This is a genomic window from Butyrivibrio fibrisolvens, assembly GCF_037113525.1.
GTDB classification, from domain to species: Bacteria; Bacillota; Clostridia; order Lachnospirales; family Lachnospiraceae; genus Butyrivibrio; species Butyrivibrio fibrisolvens.
The window spans coordinates 1,907,119-1,926,595 of record NZ_CP146963.1; the positions used below are offsets into that span (position 1 = coordinate 1,907,119).

The following is a 19,477-nucleotide window of genomic DNA, read 5'->3' on the forward strand; positions in this document are numbered from 1 at the left end:
CGCGAGCTCCACCACTTCAACCATTAGTCACTCGCTTTGCTCGCGACATGAGGTTAAATATGAAAAGATATAGATGGTGGGAGGACGTATGAGTAAAGACCGGGAATTTGATGAGAATAACAGTTTTGTTGATGATAACAATTTAATCGATGATACAAATAACATAGAACAGGAAGAAGAAATGAAGTACAGCGATTCAGAAAATGAAACAAGCAATAATGAAGTATTAGAAAATACTGATACTGAAGAAAATAATAAAAACAGTAAACACAGTAAAAAACAAAAAGATATTGATGCAAAAGCTTCTTATGAATATGAAGATACTGAAGATATCGAAGATGACGATGATACCGATGATCTTGAAAAAGCCTTTGAAGAAGAAACAAGGCGAATGAATGAAAAGAAGCTTAAGAGAGATGCCAGGATTCCTAAGGGTATGACTCCTCAGGAATATAAGGCGCAGAAGAGGAAGGATGCTATTAAGAATATAGCAATAGCTTTCCTTGCAGCACTTCTTGTTCTGACTCTTTTTTCAAATACCATTATGAATTATACCCTTCCTCAGGTAGCAACTACCTATGTTGGCAGCAATGAGATATCACCTCAGATAAGAGGAACCGGAACGCTGACAGCTGGAAGTACCTACGATGTAGTTATAACTCAGACCAGAAAGATTGCTACAGTTGAGGTTAAGGTAGGTCAGGAAGTTGAGAAGGATCAGGTCCTTTTTACATTGGAAGATGCTGAGTCAGAAGAACTTGAGGCTGCCAAGAAAGAGGCAGAGGATGCAAAGGATGCTTATGATCTTGAAATGTTCTCAGCAGATATTCCTGCAGCTGACATTCAGTCCATAAGAAGCGGCGCGTCACTTTCATTTGACAAGTTCTTACAGGAACTTGCTGAGGCTAATGAAAACTATAGTGCAGCACTTCAGGCTGATACTGATGTTCAGGCTCAGATCGACGAGTATGAATATTACAAGAAGATAGCTTCCTTGTATGTAACAGCTGACGAGGACAGAGATAAGTCCACAACAGGCACTACAACCATGTCTGATGCAGATATCGTATATCAGCAGACGCTTCTTGAAGAGCAGATCAAGAATCTTGAATCAGAAATTGCTGATTATGAAACTAAGATCACTGAGTTTGAATCCATGTACGGCAAAGATGCTCAGGTTTATGAAGACAGTTCAGAAGATTTCATCAATGCATACAACAGCTATCGTGAAGCAATTGATAATAAATATGTGGCAGAGAGTAAGAAGGGCGTAGCAGAAAGGGAAAAAGCAAAGCTTGCTGATTTTGGGAATCTGGAAACAAGAAATGCTTCTTATTACGACGGTCTTATAGCTTCTGCAGAAGAAAATAAAAAGCAGACAGCTCAGGCACTTACAGAAGCTGAGAAAACCAGGTCTGAAGTCCTTGCAAAGATCAAGGCAGAGATAGCCCTTGTCCAGAAGAGAACTGATTATGAGCAGGCACAGGCTAAGGTTGAAAAGCTTGAAGAAACAGCTATTGGAGCAACTATCAATGCGCCTGTAGCCGGAACTATCACAAATCTTGCTTATAAGGCAGGAGAGAGCACCAAGGCTAACGAAACAATGGCAACTATCCAGCTTGAAGGCCAGGTTCTTACCATGAGCTTTTCTGTTACAACAGAGCAGGCCAAGAAAGTTAAGGTAGGTCAGTCTGCTACAGCTCAGAATGCATGGGCATATAGCGACCTTTCAGCAGTACTTACATCTATCACTAATGATTCAACAGATCCTAATGGACATAAGGTCCTTAACTTTGAAGTATCAGGTTCAGACCTTTCTGCAGGGCAGAGCCTCAGCCTTGTAATGGGTGAGAATGCAGTAACTTATGATCTTGTAGTGCCTAACAGCGCAATAAGAGAAGATAACAATGGTAAGTTTGTTCTTATCCTTGAATCCAGAAGTACACCTTTTGGTAACCGTTATATTGCAAGAAGAGCAGATATTACAGTAGTTGCATCTGATGATTCTAACTCTGCGATCACAGGTAATATTGAGCCTTATTCATATGTTATTACAACTGCTACAGCACCTGTTGCTTCAGGTGATCAGGTAAGACTTCAGGATTCTAACTAAAGCTGGGTTTGTATATGAAGAAAAATATTTTTTATAAAATTCATATAGCGTTAAAGCCTTACAGAAAACGTCTTATAGCGGTGGTACTGCTTTTTGCTTTAGCTATTTTGCTTGGGATATATAAGGATGTGAAAGTGGCATCACTTATAGACCAGAATGGCTGGAGGACCTGGAATGATGATGGAAGCTACGGGCAGGTGAGCATTTATTTTAATCATTCGCTTAAAGTAACACCGGATTCCATCAGGGAATATGACTATAAGATATTTAAAGCTCTTGAGGAGGCTGCGCTCACAGAAGAGGGAGATGAACTGATCTCCTGTTATAGCGCCCCCGGTTCAGTAGAACTTACTCATGAAAGTAAAAATCTGACAGTTAAGGCGATGGGCATAGGCGGCGATTTTTTCTATATACATCCGGTTCAGCTTGTGAACGGTTCGTATTTTGATCCTAATAGTGATATGAAGGATCAGATCGTCATTGATGAAGATACAGCATGGAATTTGTTTGGTTCAAGCAATATAGTTGGACAGGCTGTGTATATAAATGGTATACCTCACTATATCAGCGGTGTTGTAAAAAGACCTAAAGATAAGATTGCCAAGGCGGCAGGATTGTCCAATCCGATAGTATATGTTTCATATCAGACACTTGTTATAAATGGAAGAGTTGATTCCAGTAGTTTTGATTCGGGCCAGATCCAGACTATAGATCCAAATGATGATGGCATGGGCTACCTGGGTTCGTCTGATTCCGGTTCTGATAACTATTCATCAGGATCGGCAGGAGATGGAAGCGACTCGTCAAAATCAAGCATCACAGCTCCGCTTTCTTTTGGAGAAAGAGCTGCTGCAGAGAGTGTAAGCATTATTTCCAATAACATAAGTGATGTTGGCGGAATAGCCTGCTATGAACTTATAATGCCTGATTCTGTAGAAAACTATGCGGCAAATCTTGTAAAAGAGAAGCTTTCATTTAAAGATAATGCAGATATCGTGGTAATGGATTCCAGAGCGAGATTTTCGTTTGGACCACTTATAAATATCTTTAGATCTTTTCCCGGAAGATCCATGCAGCTTACGGAATTTTCCTATCCTTATTGGGAAAACATAGCAAGAGGCTGGGAAGATATACTGGCCATGGTAGTAATGGCACAGTTGTTACTATATATATTAGTTTTTTTACTAATAGTATGGATCACTGTCAGCTGGTACAACAACAGAACCTGGCGGACTAAAGATGTTATTAAGAAGATAAATGACAAGGTTTACGATTTTCAGTCACACAATAAAAGGAGAAAAAACAATGGTAAGATCAAAAAAACTAGTTAGTATAGCATTGTGCCTTGCGATGACAGCAACTGTTTTTTCCGGATGCGGCAAAAAAGGGTCAAACAAATCGGGATCAAGCAATGAAGCTGATTATGATCATATCTATAGGGAAGAAGAGTTTACTCTGTCTGAAGAGATTAAGGCAGATTACCTATATAATATGTACTCATGCGGAGACAGGATAATTGCATATGGTAGTACATATACTGAAGGCGATTACAGTAATTATAATGTTGTCAGCTTCAAAACAGATGGCTCTGATGTTAAGCAGTTCACTATAAGCGGGGCTCCTGAATCCGGAGAAGGTTCTGTCTATGTTAGTGAGATAAAAGGTGATTCAGACGGTAATGTCTATGTTCTTCAGGACGTCTATACTTACAGCGATGAAGAAAGTTCAGATATATACTATGTGGATAAATATTCTTCAGAAGGCGAAAAGCTTTGGGAGACACCTCTTTCTCAAAATGGTGAAAATGCTTATTTTGATGGTCTGTACTATATAGAAGGTAAGGGTGTTCTTGTATATGGCGATGGTCAGCTCTTTTTGTATTCTGAGGAAGATGGTAAGCAGATAAACAAGTTTGATACAGGACTTGATTATTTTAATGAAATAGTTCCAAAAGATGATAAACTGCTTATATCTTTCTGGGAAGATGATTCTTATAAACTTAAAGAGTATAGTCTTACCGATGGCAAAATGGGAGAAGACGTAGAATTCCCCGGAAGTTTTATGAATTATCAATATTGCCTCCAGGGTACCACTACAGATCTTTTGCTCCTCGCTAACAGCGGAATCTACACATATAATTATGGCGATTCTGAAGTTACTTATGTATGTTCCTATATTGATTCTGATATAAATCCTGATAGCGTAAACGGTGTTGTTCAGATTGGAGATGAGGAGTTTATCATTCTTGTTATGGATGATGACGATGATTCTCCTACATTCAAGAAGATCGTAAAGGTCCCTGCTGATGAAGCTAAGTCTCAGGAAATCATAACACTTGGCTGCTACTGGATGGATTACAATGTAAGAAGTGCGGTAATCGATTTTAACAAGACTAATACCAAGTACCGTATATCTGTAAAAGATTACTCTATGTATGATACAGATAATGATTATGATGCCGGTGTTACAAGGCTTAATACAGATATAGTTGGTGGCAATGTTCCTGATATCATACTTTCATCCTATAATATGCCGATGGATTCATACGCTTCCAAAGGTCTTTTCCTGGATCTTGATCCACTTATTGAAGCAGACAGTGACATCAATATGGATGATTACCTTACGAATATAATTGATTCTTTCCGTAGAGATGGAAAATTATATTCACTTGTACCTGGATTCTCAGTTTATACTATAGCTGCAGCTACATCGGATCTTGGTGGCAAGACAAGTTGGACTATTAAAGATATGAAACAGATAGCTGATGCGAAAGGAATTGCATATAAGGATCTGTTCGGACCGGGATATGCCAGAGATGAAATAATGATGATGGCGGTATATATAAATGCTTCTTCATATATCGACTGGGATAATCACAAATGTAGTTTTGATTCAGATGAATTCAAGGAATTCCTTGCTTTCCTTAAAGAGTTCCCTGACGAAGTTGACAGTTCAGTTTATGATACTGATTATTCAGATTACTGGAGAAAAGATAAGGCACTTGTAGAACTTATGTACATGAGTTCTTTCTATGAATATAAGTCATCTCTTAGAGGAACATTTGGTGAGCCGATCACTATGATAGGCTTCCCTACAGATGGAGTATCAGGAAGCGGAATCATCCCGACCAATGAGATTTGCATCAGTGCATCTACAACCAAGCAGGAAGGATGCTGGGAATTTGTAAAGGGATTCCTTAGTGATGATTATCAGCAAAAACTTGTTGATTATGGCGAGTTCCCTGTAAAGAGAAGTGAGCTTGAAGAACTTGCTGCTGAATCCATGAAAGCACAGACCTGGGTCAATGAAGACGGCGAAGAGGAAACATATACTGAAACGACTACTATTGGTGGTAAAGATGTTGAAATGACTCCTCTTACTCAGGAAGAAGTAGATTATATGATGAGCTATATTGAGTCTTTGACAGAGCATGTAAACTATGATGAAGAGATACTCAATATCATCACTGAAGAAGCTGCAGCATATTTTAACAACCAAAAATCTGTTGATGAAGTAGCCAAGATCATTCAGAGCAGGATCAGCATCTATGTTAATGAGAATAGCTGATGAAGGCACTTTCATCAGAAATGATATTCGAAATTCAGTGATTAAGCTGCTTGTAAAAAGATAAAAGCGGCAAATGTGCCAAAAAACTGTAATACAGAAAAAACTACTTCTATCACCTGTTTTATAATAAATGTGATAGAAGTAGTTTTTTATTAATACAATTATTAATGAAAAACGTATTGAATTATTGTATAATATTTTTGAGTTGTTTTTTAACACTTATATTGAGTCAAGAACTCAAAATTTAGGAAGGAGATCTTATTATGAAAAAGATGAAGAAGATTCTTTCTGTTGCTATGGCAGCTACTATGACAATGTCACTTGTAGCTTGTGGCGGATCATCATCTGATGACTCTGACAAACAGGAAGAGACAACAAAGGAAGAAACAACAGAGGAAGAAACAACAGAGGAAGAAACAGGTGCTGAAGAGACTGGCGAAGAGACAGGCTCAGAAGACAATGGTTCTTCAGAAGCAGTTACAGATATGAAGGTTGCTATGGTTACTGACTACGGTGATATCACAGATATGTCATTCAACCAGACAACATACGAAGCTTGTAAAGCTTATTGCGATACTAACGGTATCGAATTCTCTTACTTCAAACCGGCTGATAACTCAACAGATGACCGTGTATCATCAATTGAGCAGGCTATCGACGAAGGCTATAACGTAATCGTTATGCCTGGTTATGCATTCGCAGAAGCTGTTGTTGAGACAGCAGGAGACAACCCAGATGTTAAATTCGTAGCTCTTGACGTATCACAGTACGATTTCGATACAGCTAACGGCGGCGAAGAGTATTCAGAGCCTAACGTATTCTCAGCTATCTATCAGGAAGAGCTTCCTGGATACATGGCTGGTTATGCAGCAGTAAAGCTTGGTTATACAAACCTTGGTTTCCTTGGCGGTATGGCAGTTCCTGCAGTTATCCGTTATGGTCTTGGTTTCGTTCAGGGCGCTGATGCAGCTGCAGCAGAGCTCGGCGTTGATGTAACAATCAACTATGCTTACGGCGGACAGTTCTACGGCGATTCTGATATCACAGCTGTTATGGATACATGGTATCAGGGCGGAACAGAAGTTGTATTTGCTTGCGGTGGTGGTATCTACACATCAGCAGCAGAGGCAGCTCAGAAGGTTGATGGCAAGGTTATCGGTGTTGACGTTGACCAGCAGGGTACAATCGACGGTTCTTATGGCGAAGGAATGACAGTTACATCAGCTTGTAAGGGTCTTACAGCTACTGTTAACACACTTCTTGCAGCTATCCAGAACGGTGAGTGGGACAACTACGGCGGACAGATCCAGAATCTTGGTCTTGTATCAGCTGATGACCTTTCACTCAACTATGTAAGCCTTGCAGATTCTACACTTTACAACGATGACTTCACAGAAGATGATTACAAGCAGCTCGTTGCTGACATGTTCAACGGTGTAGTTTCAGTTAACAACGATTCTTCAAATGCTGATCCTTCATCCCTTGGATGCAAGAACGTTAAGATCGGAACATATCAGGAAAGCATTAAATAATCATTTGCTTTAATCAAAACAAAATAGACTGCGGAAATACTTGAAATTTCCGCAGTCTTTTTATAAAATGGCTTTTGACTGTTTGGGAGAATGAATTAATTTAAGTCATTATTTTATTATTCCATGTACAAGATGAGCATGATCAGAGCTCGGCAATCAATTATTGATGGCCGAGCTGTGGTCATGAAATAAGACCAGATCGTTTATAAGCGATTAAATAGGAAGAGGAGAATTCAGCATGCAGGATAATTACACTATTGAAATGCTGAACATTACGAAAAGGTTCCCCGGAATAGTTGCAAATGATAACATTTCTTTGCAGCTTAAGAAGGGCGAGATCCATGCACTTCTGGGAGAAAACGGTGCAGGAAAAAGTACTCTGATGAGTGTTCTTTTCGGATTGTATCAGCCTGAAGAAGGTATCATTAAGAAGGATGGTAAGGAAGTAAAGATCAATAATCCTAATGATGCCAATGATCTTGGCATAGGAATGGTTCATCAGCACTTCAAGCTTGTACAGTGTTTTACTGTACTTGATAATATTATTCTGGGTGTGGAAACTACAAAATACGGGATCTTACAGAAAAAAGAGGCCAAAAAGCGCGTATTAGAGCTTTCTGAAAAGTATGGTCTCAAGGTTGATCCTGATGCTCTTATTCAGGATATCACTGTTGGTATGCAGCAAAGAACAGAGATCCTTAAAATGCTCTATCGTGATAACGATATCCTTATCTTTGATGAGCCGACAGCTGTTCTTACACCTTCTGAGATCGATGAACTTATGCAGATCATGAAGAACCTTGCTAAGGAAGGCAAGTCAATTCTTTTCATATCTCATAAGCTTAATGAGATCATGTCAGTTGCTGACAGATGTTCAGTACTTAGACGTGGTAAATATATCGGAACAGTTGATATCAAGGACACTACCAAGGAAGAGCTTAGTAAGATGATGGTAGGTCGTGATGTACAGCTTGTTGTATCCAAAGAGGATGCAAAGCCTACAGACGTAGTTCTTGATGTTCAGAATCTTGTTGTTCCATCAAGTCACCATCACAAGAACGCAGTTAATAACGTATCCTTCAAGGTAAGAAAAGGCGAGATCGTATGTATCGCAGGTATTGACGGTAACGGTCAGTCTGAGCTTGTATACGGTATCACAGGTATAACCAAGACTACAGGCGGAACAATCAACCTTGATGGTAAGGATATCTCCAAGATGAGCATCCGTGAGAGAAATACATCAGGACTTAGTCATATTCCTGAAGACCGTCAGAGACATGGCCTTGTACTTGACTATTCTCTTGCCTATAACATGGTGCTTCAGAGATACTTTGAGCCTGAATTCAGATCAAAGCTTGGATTCCTTAAGAAAAAGAATATAAGAAATTATGCCAACAGACTTATTGACCAGTTCGACGTTCGTTCAGGTCAGGGTGCTGCTACTATCACAAGAAGTATGTCAGGTGGTAACCAGCAGAAGGCTATCATCGCGCGTGAGATGGACAGAGAGCATGACCTTCTCATAGCAGTTCAGCCAACCCGTGGTCTTGACGTTGGTGCTATTGAGTATATTCACAGCCAGCTCATCAAAGAGCGTGATGCAGGTAAGGCTATTCTTCTTGTTTCTCTTGAACTTGAAGAAGTACTTAGTGTGTCAGATAGAATTTTAGTTATGTATGAAGGCGAGATCGTAGGTGAGCTTGACCCTAAGACTACAACAAGAGAAGAAATCGGTATGTACATGTCAGGAGCAAGAAGAGAGGAGGTTAAAGCATGAATACTAAAAAGAATATCTTAAAATCAAATGCTTTCCAGACAATCCTTTCGTCACTTCTGTGTATTTTGTTTGGTGTCATCATATGTTATATAGTACTTCTTTGTATCAATCCTGCAGGCGCTAATGAAGCTATGACTACAATTCTTCAGAACTTCCTTGCAGCGTCTAAGGCTAATCTTCGTCTTAAGAATTTCGGAAGTACACTTGTTAAGACAGCGCCACTTATCATGTGCGGTCTTTCAATCCAGTTCTGCTATAAAACAGGTCTTTTCAATATCGGAGCAGCAGGACAGTATGCAGTTGGAGCAGGTATCAGCCTTTATGCTGCACTTGCATGGAACCTTCCATGGTTTGTATGTCTCCTTCTTGCAACTTTAGTTGGTGCGCTCTGGGGAGCTATTGTAGGTCTTCTTAAGGCATACAGAAACGTTAACGAAGTTATCTCCGGTATCATGCTTAACTGGATAGGTCTTTATCTTGTTAACATGCTTACAGGTAATGTTAAAGAGTCAACAAGCCCATATACAATTCCGATCAAGTCTGTAAGTAAGCAGTCACTTCTTCCCAGCCTTGGTCTTGAGAACCTCTTTGGTGGTAATAAGTATGTAGGAATAGCTATTCCTCTTGCTATAATCATCGCTATCGTGATCTACATCATCCAGCAGAATACAACTCTTGGATATGTACTTATTGCTACAGGTTACAACAAGGATGCAGCCAAGTATGCAGGTATGAAGGGAAGCAAGAATATCATCTTAACTCTTATAATAGGCGGAGCTCTTGCCGGAATGGGCGCAGGTATGTACTATCTGACAGGTATGGAGCAGTGGACTACTACAAGTTCAAGTGTTCCGGACATGGGATTTAACGGTATTGCAGCTACATTCCTTGGCGGTCTTAACCCTATAGGAACTGTATTTGCAGCATATTTCATCGAGCATATCACACTTGGAGGATCTAAGATCAATCTTAACGTATATCCTTCTCAGATTGCTGATCTTATGTCAGCTATCATCATCTACCTTTGCGGATTTACTCTTTTCTTTAAGTATTGCATCAATACTTACCTTCGTAACAAGGAAGAGAGAGCTGCCAAGGCTACAGTAGAAATTACAAAAGATGATAAAACTAAGGAAGGAGGCGAAGGTAAATGATACCTCTGATTCAATACACACTTCTGTTCGCATCAGTTCTTACGCTTGTAGCACTTGGAGGCTGTTATGCAGAGCACTCCGGTGTTATCAACCTTGGACTTGAAGGAATAATGGTTATGGGAGCCTTCGGCGGCGCCCTTGCTCTTAAGAGTTTTAATGTATCTTATGCAAATGGCTCTGTTCCTGCTATAGTTGTAGTACTTGCAGCAGTTATCTGCTCTATGCTTTCAGGTATGATCTACTCATGTCTTCTTGGTATAGCCTGCATCAATTTTAAGGCTGACCAGACACTTGTAGGTACCGCTCTTAACATGCTTGCAACAGCTGTTGCAACTATCATTGCCAAGACTATGAACACAATCGCTGATCCTGATAACGTATCAGCTACGATCTCTTATGTTAATGCCAAGAAAGCACTTCTTGTTTACTTTGGTAGGTCTGAGTTCAAATTGTTTTTGGTTATTGCTATCGCTCTTATTATTGCTTGGTTTCTTCTTTATATGAGAAAATTTGGCTTTTTTCTTATATCCCGCAGAAAGCACCATGAGGCTACTGAAGGCGTAGGTAACATATTTAATCGTATAAGATGGTTTGTGGTACTGATCTGTTTGTTCGGTATGTTAGGTGGACTTCACCGTATCGTATATAACACAGACAGTGAGTTGAAGTTTGAGTTCAACTGGTTCATTGCTATTGCAGTTATTGCTCTTATCATTGCTTATGTTCTTCTTTATAAGACAAGATTTGGTCTTCGTCTTATGGCCTGCGGTGAGCACCCTCAGGCTGCTGATAGTGTTGGTATCAGCGTTAACCGTATGAGATGGTCAGGCGTACTTATATCCGGTATGTTCGGCGGTATTGGCGGCATCGTATATATCACAGCCGGTGTTAGTGAGTGGAAGTTCGAGTACGGCGTTGCCGGATTTGGCTTTTTGTCACTTGCAGTTATGATCTTTGGTCAGTGGAAACCTCACATGATTGCTCTTTCAGCTATACTGTTTGGTTTCTTCAGAGCATTTTCAAACGTTTATACAGGTTTTGCATTCTTCAAACAGCTTAACCTTCCAAGTACTTTCTACAACATGTTGCCATACATCATCTCTCTTATAGTTCTTGCATTTACATCCATGAACTCAAGAGCACCTAAGGCAGAGGGTATTCCGTACGATAAGAGTGCCCGCTAAAAATAGATAATCCAGAAGTATAAACTCAAGAATACATAAAATAAGCTGACTATAGTTTGAAATTTTAAGATTATAGATTTCAAACTATAGTCAATTACTATATTTACGACAACCAGGTTTAATATGAAAATAGAAAACTATCTTAAAAATAAAACACTTCTGGCAGACGGAGCGTTCGGCACATACTTTGCACAAAAGTATGGTTCGGGCGCTCTTCCCGAAAATGCCAATATTACTGATCCTAATAAGGTTATAGATATTCACAGCGATTATATTAAGGCTGGAGCTAACCTTATAAGGACTAATACTTTTGCCTGCAATACGCTAAACCTTGGCGAAGATATGAATAAGCTTTCTGAATGTATAATTGCAGGCTGCAGACTTGCATTTATGGCTTCTTCGCTTTTTTCTAATGTATCAGATTCAAATGCTGTTTCTTCGAATCCTGATGGAGAAGAGAAAAGACAGATCTTTGTTGCGGGTGATATAGGTCCTATTCCTTTTGTACCTGGGCAGGACGATGAGAAGATTTCTGATGAATATCTTTTTATGGTCAAGACTATGTATGATAGCGGGATCAAGATCTTCCTGTTTGAGACCTTTGCAGGAATAGACAATATCCAAAAATCTCTTAACTGGCTCAAAGCTAAAAAAGAAGACGAGCCGGATCTGTTCGTATGGGTACAGCTATGTTCTAATCAGCATGGTTATACCAACGAAGGAATTCACGTAAGAAATATAATTAAAGAACTATCCTCTAAAAAGCTTGTGGATGCAGCGGGACTTAACTGCGGTATAGGACCTGCTTCCATGAGGAATATTCTTGATGAGATAGACTTTACAGGAATCAGGTACGTATCGGCATTCCCAAATGCAAGCTTCCCGCAGGGTATGCTTTCAAGACCGATATTTAGTGGGAATGAGAAGTATTTTGCATCCAAGATGGAAGAGATACTCACGCTTGGAGCTGACATCGTAGGCGGATGCTGCGGAACGAATCCTAAGTATACAGAGGAAGTTGCCAGGATTGATCTTGCTACTAAAAAGCCTCACGCATTCAAAGGTGAAGCAGATGCTGAGATCAAGGTTCGTGAGAAGAATTCAGCTTTCTGGGAGGGTTCTACAGATAAGAAGCTTATAGCAATTGAACTTGCACCTCCGTTTGGTGCAGATGACAAAAAGCTCATGGACAGTGCTAATGCACTTACCAAGTACAATGTAGATGCTATTACACTTCCTGATTCTCCTTCGGGAAGAACCAGAGCGGATTCAATCCTTGCAGGCCTTAAAGTTAGTACTGAGACTGGAATATCTGCAATCCCTCATATATGTTGCCGTGACAGAAATGTTATAAGCCTTCGAAGCGGACTTCTTGGCGCCTATATGAATGGTATAAGAAATATACTTGCGATAACAGGCGACCCTGTTCCGACTCTTATGAGACAGGAAGCAAGAAGCGTATTTAACTTTGATTCTGTTGGACTTATGAAAGTAATCGCTGAGCTTAACAGAGAAGAGTTCTACAAAGATCCTATTACTTATGGAGGAGCATTATCCTATAACAGACCCAATACTGAAGTTGAACTGTCCAGGATGATCAAGAAGATCGAGGCTGGTGCTTCCTTCTTCCTCACACAGCCTGTATTTTCAGATAGTGATATTGAAAAGCTTGCATTCTTTAAAGAGAAGATGAAAGAGGTTGATCCTGACGTTAAGCTTTTCTGCGGACTTATGCCTCTTGTAAGCTACAAGAATGCACAGTTCATTCAGAACGAAATGTCCGGAATCAATGTTCCGGAAGAAGTTATTCAGAGATATAAGCCTGACATGAGCCGGGAAGAGGGCGAGATGGTCGGCGTATCGGTGGTTCGCGATGTTATCGCTAAGACTAGTGATTTTAGCGATGGATATTACTTCTCGATTCCATTCAATAGAGTTTATTTGTTAGATAAGATACTGTAACAAAAACTTCGTACATATATATTATATGTACGAAGTTTTTTGAATCCTAGATAATTAAAATCATTGCTTGTACGAGAATGATGATCAATTTTCAGTCTGATTTTGCGCAATAGCGCTCTTACGATACTGCATAGGGCTTTGGCCTGTTATCTTTGAAAATCTTGTAGAGAAGTTAGATTCATCATTGAATCCAACTTTTGTTGCTATCTGGGTTATTGGAAGGTCAGTCAGATCCAGTAGCTCCCTTGCCTGTGTTATACGGTAGTTGGTCAGGAAGTTGTAGGGAGTAGTACCCATATACTGTCTGAATAGTTGCAGGAAGTAGGACTTACTCATGTGAGCCTTTTTTAAAAGATCCTGCATGGTAATCTCTTCCTGATAGTGGAGCCTTATATATTCTGCGATCGCTTCCATAGTTCTTTTGTGGTCATTTCCAAGCTCTGTACTTTCTGAGAGCATACTCCTGACCATTCTGTTAAGTATTCTATGAACATACATACCGCTTGAAAGGGCGGATTCTGTAGTCTCTTCAGGGAGCTTTCCCAGCATGCTTTCAAATATATCTCTTGTGGATCTTGGAATATGAACTTTTCTAAGCCTTCCCTCCGGAATCAGATATGGCTCCATGGCTTTTACACCGGCGCCATCTGCATGTATCCAGTAATGGTGCCATTTGCCGACTTCCTTGTATGTTCCATAGCTTTGAGGAATCCTGCAGTTTAGAAGAAGGGCTTCGCCTTTATTAAGAAGGACAGTATCCCCTCCCTGACTTATCTGACCGCAACCTTCTATTGTATAGAAGATAAGGTAGCTTTCTTTGTTACCTCGTGACGTTGAGAATTTCTCTCTGCCGTAGAAGAGACCTGCTTCTGTAACAACATAAGGCTGTGAAAGGGCAGCCTGTCCGGGCGTGGTTCTCTGCCATATGCTTCCTTTTTCGACATCCATTGTATAAGTAAACATGAGCATACTCCTGTAGATACGAAGATTAAAATATATATTTAAATAGTAACATAATCATTGGCACAATAAGAAAATATCTTTGAGTTATACATAACATACGGCAATATATTTTTCCAGCTGATCATATATACCTATCAGACTGCTATAAACTTGACATATTATCTACTGATGTTAGAATTTTTATTTGTGAAAAGAGAAAATGGAGGAAACACAATTTTGAAGAAAAAATTACTTGCAGCATTCCTTTCATGCAGCATTATTCTATCGGGATGTTCAATTCCGAATATTGGACTTGGTGGAGATGACACGGAATCTGAAGATCAGGATGATAAAAACGAGGATGATTCAGAAAAAGAAGATACCGATCAGGATGAATCTGATGATGATGCTTCAAATTCTGATGATCCAGAGGATGAATCTGATGATCAGGCAGATGCAAGCACTGAGGTAGATCTTGCTGATTTTGAAGCTAATAAGCCTGTTTTTAAAATGGTTAATAAGCATGATCGTCTTTATGTTTATCCTGATGGTCAGATCACCCTTGCAGGCGATTATAACCTTGAGTCATTGATGCTTCTTGATGAGTACCAGGATATGTATCCCGAACTTGATGCTGTTCTTAGAAAAAGAGCTGATGAGAATAATCAAAAGTATAAAGACGAAATAGAAAAGTTTGAAGAAGACGCCAGAGAAAGAGCTGAAAGCGATGCTGAAAAAGGCAATACCATTCACAATTACTGGGTTGAAACGGAGGTTATCGTTCTTAGATCTACCGACAGATATTTAGGTTATTACGAGATGGTACAGGATAACTGGAATTCAAGTTATCTGTATGAAAGAAATGGATATACCTATGACATCATAACAGGAGAAGAGGTTAATCTTGGCGATGTTCTTAATATTTCAGAAGAAGAGCTTAATGAGATCATCATAGAGCATCTAAAAGAGGATTATCCTGAAGATACTGATGAGCTTGAAGGTGCAGAGGATGCGCTCAAAGATTACAAGTATGATGCTGAAGGCGAAAATGCCTACAACTGGTGCCTGTCTTATGATGGTATCCACTTCTTTTTTAACGAAGAGACACTTGTTAAGGGACAGCTGTTTGGTAATCATGAAGTTGTGATCTCATATGATGAAGACTGCGTCAATAGTGAGTACGCATATGATACTTCAAATGGTTACTGCTACAGAAGAACTGACCTTAATCCGCAGTCTATGGAATATTATGATGGTAACACAAGTGTTTTATCACTGTACATAACAGAAGATGAGGAAGATTCTGACTTTGCCAGTGCACTTAATCTTGCCTATAAAGATCAGCTCGTTACTATAGATGAGTATTTTGATAAAACATGTCTTAAGTGGAAATATGGCGTAGTTACTCCTGATAACAGAGAATTCGTTTACATAATGTACGCAGGCTATGATAACAGCCTTGAACTGTTTGTATTTGAGATCACAGATGGAAATATCAAGGCGGTTGGCACTAAGTGGTTTTCATATGCTGATATCGGAGCTATGATTGATCCTGAATATGAAGGAGAAGCTGTCCTTTCAGATCCAAATGCCATGGTATTTGGTGACGGCCATGATCTTCTTGGTACTTTGTCATATTATGGAGCATTTAAGGTTGGCGACGACGGACTTCCGGAATTCGCCGGAGATTTCTATACTATCAGCTGGGTATGCGGAAGTGGAGACATTACTGCCAAAGTTGACATAGAAGCGCAGGAAGTAGATGAAGACGGAACCGTAAAGGGCGATACCACAGTTACTGCAGGCAGTGTAGTAACACCTGTACGTACTGATGGTGAGACTTTCCTTGATTGCAGACTTGAAGATGGAACTCTTGTACGCTTTACATATAGCAATACCAGCTATCCTATATCTATCAACGGCTCTGAGCTTAATGACCTGTTTGATAATCTCTGCTTCGCAGGTTGATTTGAATATATTTGATAAATGATTAACTGCCATCAGTTTCCTGGTGGCAGTTTTTTCACATTAATTATTACAAATAGTAGACAATAAAAATGTAACATTTTCATTAAATAAAAAACATTTATGAATATGATTGATTTGATATAACAAGTATTGTAGATTGAATGATATCTGTTTTATCAAGATGCGAGGTGTAGAATGAACTAATGCCCAAAAGACTTAATAGAACCACTATATATGAATGTGACCATGTTTGCCTTTATTCTGATAGAGTTGCATTACCAAGTGGTAATATTATCGAAAACTAATATCAGATACATTATCCTAAAAAAGCTGTTGCTGTTGTTATTATGAATGAAAAGGAAGAAATTCTCTTGATACAGAATCGTAGATATACAGTGGATCGCTTGGAATGGGAAGTACCTGCAGGAAGAATAGAGGATGGAGAATCTCCAGAAGATGCTGCATTACGAGAGGCAATGGAGGAGACTGGATGTGAATTGTCAGATTTACAATATCTGTGTCAGTATAATCCATCTAATGGAATGTCTGATTCGTTAGTACACTGCTTTTGCGCGAAGGTTTTATCAGAGAAGAACTATACGGATTCAGATGAGATCAATAGTAAGAAATGGTTTTCTAAACAGGAATATTTGGATCTGCTAAGATTGAATGGGACAAGAGATGGCGTCACGATACTTGCTATTTTATATGCACTGCAATTTTGCTAGAAGGGATATTGCGCATAATTGATGGGGAAGGTAATAAATGTCGATTGAAAAAAGTGTTTTTGATAAGAAAACGATGCAAACAGTTTTGCTTGATAAGTATGGACTACATTTAAAAGAAATGATACATCTTTCTTTGGGAACTGCTAATTGCTATAAGGTTTGCTGTGACGAAGATGATTTTTTCTTAAAAGAGTATCAGAGCAAATTTGAGATTGAAAAGATACAGAAGGAAGCTAATCTTGTAAAGTATTTGGCAGAAAGAGATTTTCCTGTTGCCAGGTTTATCATGACAAAAGAGGATGAAAGCTGTTTTTTGTATGAAGGACATGTTATAGGTGTTCAGGAGTACCTGGAAGGGAAATCTTATCTTAATGATCTTCCGCATTATCTTTTGAAGGATAGTGCAAAGTATCTGGGACTATTGCATTTGGCACTTAAGGATTATCCGCTTGAAACAGAACTTGGTGAAAAGTGGGCAAGGAGCATCTCGGTTCAGTCTGTTATTGATAAATATGGAAGATTGCTTAAGGCATTGGAAGATTATAAGGAAGATGCCAACTATGCCAGGATAAAAGATGATCTTGAGTTCAAGATAGAACTTTTTGGTCATATTGAGGAAATGAAGGAATATTTCAAGGGAATTACATATACGTCTAGCCATGGCGATTATACGGCGTGCCAGTTGATATGTGATGATGAAAAGGTGAAAGCAGTAATAGATTTCTCTTCAGCAGCAAAGCTGCCTGCAGTCTGGGAGATAATGAGATCTTACATTCAATCAGGAGCATGCCCGAGTGGACAGTCGTTTGATATAGATGATTTTTCTTTGTACGTAGAAGAGTATATTAACTATTTTCCGCTTTCACAAAGAGATCTTGAGGCAATGCCGTATGTTTACCGTTTTCAGCTTTCTCGAAGTGCATACGGATATGAAGAATACTTGATTGATAAAACCGAGAATAGGGATGCGCTTTTACAGTTTGCGATTTGGAGAACAGAAATCTGTAAGGAAATTTACAATAAAGCGGACAATATTTCCAAAAAACTGATGCAATTAAGCAAAAGTGCTTGAGAAGATATTGCTTAGTTCAAAAAAATATATAATATTAATATTTATTTTTGGTATACATTGAGTATGATATAAATCAAAATATTGCAGAAGGATTAAAGCTAAATGATCAAACATCCAATTAATCCGGTATATGACAACAATTCAAGAATATTAGTACTAGGCAGTTTTCCGTCAGTGAAGTCCAGGGAGGTAATGTTTTTCTATGGACATCCACAGAACAGGTTTTGGAAGGTGACTGCGGCGGTATTTGGTGAGAGTGTGCCACAGACAATTGATGAGAAAAGAGCCTTTCTATTAAGAAACCATATTGCAGTGTGGGATGTGATCGCGTCATGCGATATTGATGGATCTGCTGATTCAACAATTAAGAATGTAGTAGCTAATGATCTGTCCGTAATACTGGATAATGCGCCTATTGAGGCAATCTTTGTTAATGGTAAGACTGCAGAGAAATATTACAAAAAGTATACAGAGAAAGTGACTAATAGAAAAGCAATATGCCTTCCGTCTACAAGTCCGGCTAACGCAGCATGGTCAGTGGATAAACTGGTGGAGGCATGGAGCGTGATAAAGACAAACATAGTAAGGGAGGAGCGAAGAGATGATAACTAGAAACGAAGCATTTGAACTTCTTAAAAAGTACAATAAGGATTCTTTTCATATACAGCATGCGCTGACAGTGGAAGCTGTTATGAAATGGTACGCCAATGAACTTGGATATGCAGATGAAGCTGAGTACTGGGGAATTGTCGGACTTCTTCATGATATTGATTTTGAGCTTTATCCCGAGGAACATTGCCTTAAGGCACCAGAGCTTTTAAAAGATGGGGGAGTTAGTGATGATATCATTCATGCTGTATGTTCACACGGATATGGAATCACTGTGGGATGCGGTGTGACTATTGATGTTGAGCCAACTCGTGAGATGGAGAAGGTTCTTTTTGCAGCAGATGAACTTACAGGACTTGTATGGGCAGCTGCTCTTATGAGACCTTCGAAGAGTACTAAGGACATGGAGCTGAAATCTCTTAAGAAAAAGTATAAGAGCAAGGGATTTGCTGCAGGCTGCTCAAGAGAGGTCATTGAACGTGGCGCGGCACAACTTGGCTGGGAACTTGATAAACTTCTCGAGATGACACTTAAAGCTATGGCTGAGAGTGAGGATCTGATCAATGAAGAGATGGCTGCTGTGGCGTAAAAAATCACTACCAAATAGCAATTTTTTCGGATAAAAAAGAGGACGAAAGTCCTCTTTTTGTGTGAACATTTTGCTGGAAAGATATCTATGATATTGGGAGATTCAATTCTATTACAGCAGATGTTTTTTGTTATAATCAGCTGCTAAAAGGTATAAATATGCATTAGCAGCTGATTATAACCAATAAAGCGCATTATAATCAGCTGCTAACGACATAAAAGTGTGGTTGACAGCTGATTATAATACCATATATAATTAAAAGTAGATGTTATAGATTGTT

General features: G+C 39.3%; 14 protein-coding genes. 13 read left to right on the plus strand and 1 reads right to left on the minus strand.

Annotated features, from left to right (window positions below; all coding sequences use genetic code 11):
• Nucleotides 1–88 precede the first annotated feature (88 nt).
• The 8 genes from WAA20_RS07875 (at nt 89) to WAA20_RS07910 (ending at nt 13,289) form a co-directional block, all read left to right on the plus strand.
• Complete coding sequence (locus tag WAA20_RS07875; RefSeq protein ID WP_073385221.1) at nt 89–2,113, plus strand: HlyD family efflux transporter periplasmic adaptor subunit; 2,025 nt, start codon at nt 89–91, stop codon at nt 2,111–2,113.
• 14 nt (nt 2,114–2,127) lie between these two features.
• Entirely contained in the window at nt 2,128–3,444 is a 1,317-nt protein-coding gene (locus WAA20_RS07880) for an ABC transporter permease (protein WP_073385223.1), read from the plus strand.
• On the plus strand, nt 3,419–5,680 hold the full coding sequence (locus WAA20_RS07885) for an extracellular solute-binding protein (protein WP_073385224.1): 2,262 nt from the start codon (nt 3,419–3,421) through the stop codon (nt 5,678–5,680). The genes WAA20_RS07880 and WAA20_RS07885 overlap by 26 nt, the downstream gene beginning before the upstream one ends.
• A 263-nt stretch (nt 5,681–5,943) precedes the next feature.
• Entirely contained in the window at nt 5,944–7,212 is a 1,269-nt protein-coding gene (locus WAA20_RS07890) for a BMP family ABC transporter substrate-binding protein (RefSeq protein WP_242951133.1), read from the plus strand.
• 238 nt (nt 7,213–7,450) lie between these two features.
• Entirely contained in the window at nt 7,451–8,989 is a 1,539-nt protein-coding gene (locus tag WAA20_RS07895) for an ABC transporter ATP-binding protein (protein ID WP_073385226.1), read from the plus strand.
• Nucleotides 8,986–10,143 (plus strand): ABC transporter permease, encoded by a 1,158-nt coding sequence (locus tag WAA20_RS07900; protein ID WP_073385227.1) that lies wholly within the window; start codon nt 8,986–8,988, stop codon nt 10,141–10,143. The genes WAA20_RS07895 and WAA20_RS07900 overlap by 4 nt, the downstream gene beginning before the upstream one ends.
• Nucleotides 10,140–11,327: an ABC transporter permease gene (locus WAA20_RS07905; RefSeq protein WP_073385229.1), complete on the plus strand. Its 1,188-nt coding sequence runs from the start codon at nt 10,140–10,142 to the stop codon at nt 11,325–11,327. The genes WAA20_RS07900 and WAA20_RS07905 overlap by 4 nt, the downstream gene beginning before the upstream one ends.
• Before the next feature lie 123 nt (nt 11,328–11,450).
• Nucleotides 11,451–13,289 (plus strand): bifunctional homocysteine S-methyltransferase/methylenetetrahydrofolate reductase, encoded by a 1,839-nt coding sequence (locus tag WAA20_RS07910; protein WP_073385230.1) that lies wholly within the window; start codon nt 11,451–11,453, stop codon nt 13,287–13,289.
• Nucleotides 13,290–13,373: 84 nt separating this feature from the next.
• Here the strand turns inward: WAA20_RS07910 and WAA20_RS07915 are convergent, their stop codons facing one another.
• Nucleotides 13,374–14,252 carry an AraC family transcriptional regulator gene (locus WAA20_RS07915; RefSeq protein ID WP_073385232.1) on the minus strand — a complete coding sequence of 293 codons (879 nt, stop codon included), beginning with the start codon at nt 14,250–14,252 and terminating at the stop codon, nt 13,374–13,376.
• A gap of 216 nt (nt 14,253–14,468) precedes the next feature.
• Here WAA20_RS07915 and WAA20_RS07920 point away from each other — a divergent pair, with 216 nt between their 5' ends.
• From WAA20_RS07920 to WAA20_RS07940, 5 genes are all read left to right on the plus strand, one after another.
• Nucleotides 14,469–16,199 (plus strand): hypothetical protein, encoded by a 1,731-nt coding sequence (locus WAA20_RS07920; protein WP_073385233.1) that lies wholly within the window; start codon nt 14,469–14,471, stop codon nt 16,197–16,199.
• A gap of 311 nt (nt 16,200–16,510) precedes the next feature.
• Nucleotides 16,511–16,927: an NUDIX hydrolase gene (locus WAA20_RS07925; protein WP_278308432.1), complete on the plus strand. Its 417-nt coding sequence runs from the start codon at nt 16,511–16,513 to the stop codon at nt 16,925–16,927.
• Between the two features lie 37 nt (nt 16,928–16,964).
• Nucleotides 16,965–17,999 carry a phosphotransferase gene (locus WAA20_RS07930; RefSeq protein WP_073385235.1) on the plus strand — a complete coding sequence of 345 codons (1,035 nt, stop codon included), beginning with the start codon at nt 16,965–16,967 and terminating at the stop codon, nt 17,997–17,999.
• 102 nt (nt 18,000–18,101) lie between these two features.
• Nucleotides 18,102–18,611 (plus strand): DNA-deoxyinosine glycosylase, encoded by a 510-nt coding sequence (locus WAA20_RS07935; RefSeq protein ID WP_073385236.1) that lies wholly within the window; start codon nt 18,102–18,104, stop codon nt 18,609–18,611.
• Nucleotides 18,601–19,197: a hydrolase gene (locus tag WAA20_RS07940; protein ID WP_073385238.1), complete on the plus strand. Its 597-nt coding sequence runs from the start codon at nt 18,601–18,603 to the stop codon at nt 19,195–19,197. Before WAA20_RS07935 ends, WAA20_RS07940 begins: the two co-directional genes overlap by 11 nt.
• Nucleotides 19,198–19,477: the final 280 nt, after the last annotated feature.

What these genes read in the sequence shown, in the direction of transcription:
- WAA20_RS07875 (WP_073385221.1), top strand. Translation starts at nt 89, where the DNA reads ATGAGTAAAGACCGGGAATTTGATGAGAATAACAGTTTTGTTGATGAT.
- WAA20_RS07880 (WP_073385223.1), top strand. Translation starts at nt 2,128, where the DNA reads ATGAAGAAAAATATTTTTTATAAAATTCATATAGCGTTAAAGCCTTAC.
- WAA20_RS07885 (WP_073385224.1), top strand. Translation starts at nt 3,419, where the DNA reads ATGGTAAGATCAAAAAAACTAGTTAGTATAGCATTGTGCCTTGCGATG.
- WAA20_RS07890 (WP_242951133.1), top strand. Translation starts at nt 5,944, where the DNA reads ATGAAAAAGATGAAGAAGATTCTTTCTGTTGCTATGGCAGCTACTATG.
- WAA20_RS07895 (WP_073385226.1), top strand. Translation starts at nt 7,451, where the DNA reads ATGCAGGATAATTACACTATTGAAATGCTGAACATTACGAAAAGGTTC.
- WAA20_RS07900 (WP_073385227.1), top strand. Translation starts at nt 8,986, where the DNA reads ATGAATACTAAAAAGAATATCTTAAAATCAAATGCTTTCCAGACAATC.
- WAA20_RS07905 (WP_073385229.1), top strand. Translation starts at nt 10,140, where the DNA reads ATGATACCTCTGATTCAATACACACTTCTGTTCGCATCAGTTCTTACG.
- WAA20_RS07910 (WP_073385230.1), top strand. Translation starts at nt 11,451, where the DNA reads ATGAAAATAGAAAACTATCTTAAAAATAAAACACTTCTGGCAGACGGA.
- WAA20_RS07915 (WP_073385232.1), bottom strand. Translation starts at nt 14,252, where the DNA reads ATGTTTACTTATACAATGGATGTCGAAAAAGGAAGCATATGGCAGAGA.
- WAA20_RS07930 (WP_073385235.1), top strand. Translation starts at nt 16,965, where the DNA reads ATGTCGATTGAAAAAAGTGTTTTTGATAAGAAAACGATGCAAACAGTT.
- WAA20_RS07935 (WP_073385236.1), top strand. Translation starts at nt 18,102, where the DNA reads ATGATCAAACATCCAATTAATCCGGTATATGACAACAATTCAAGAATA.
- WAA20_RS07940 (WP_073385238.1), top strand. Translation starts at nt 18,601, where the DNA reads ATGATAACTAGAAACGAAGCATTTGAACTTCTTAAAAAGTACAATAAG.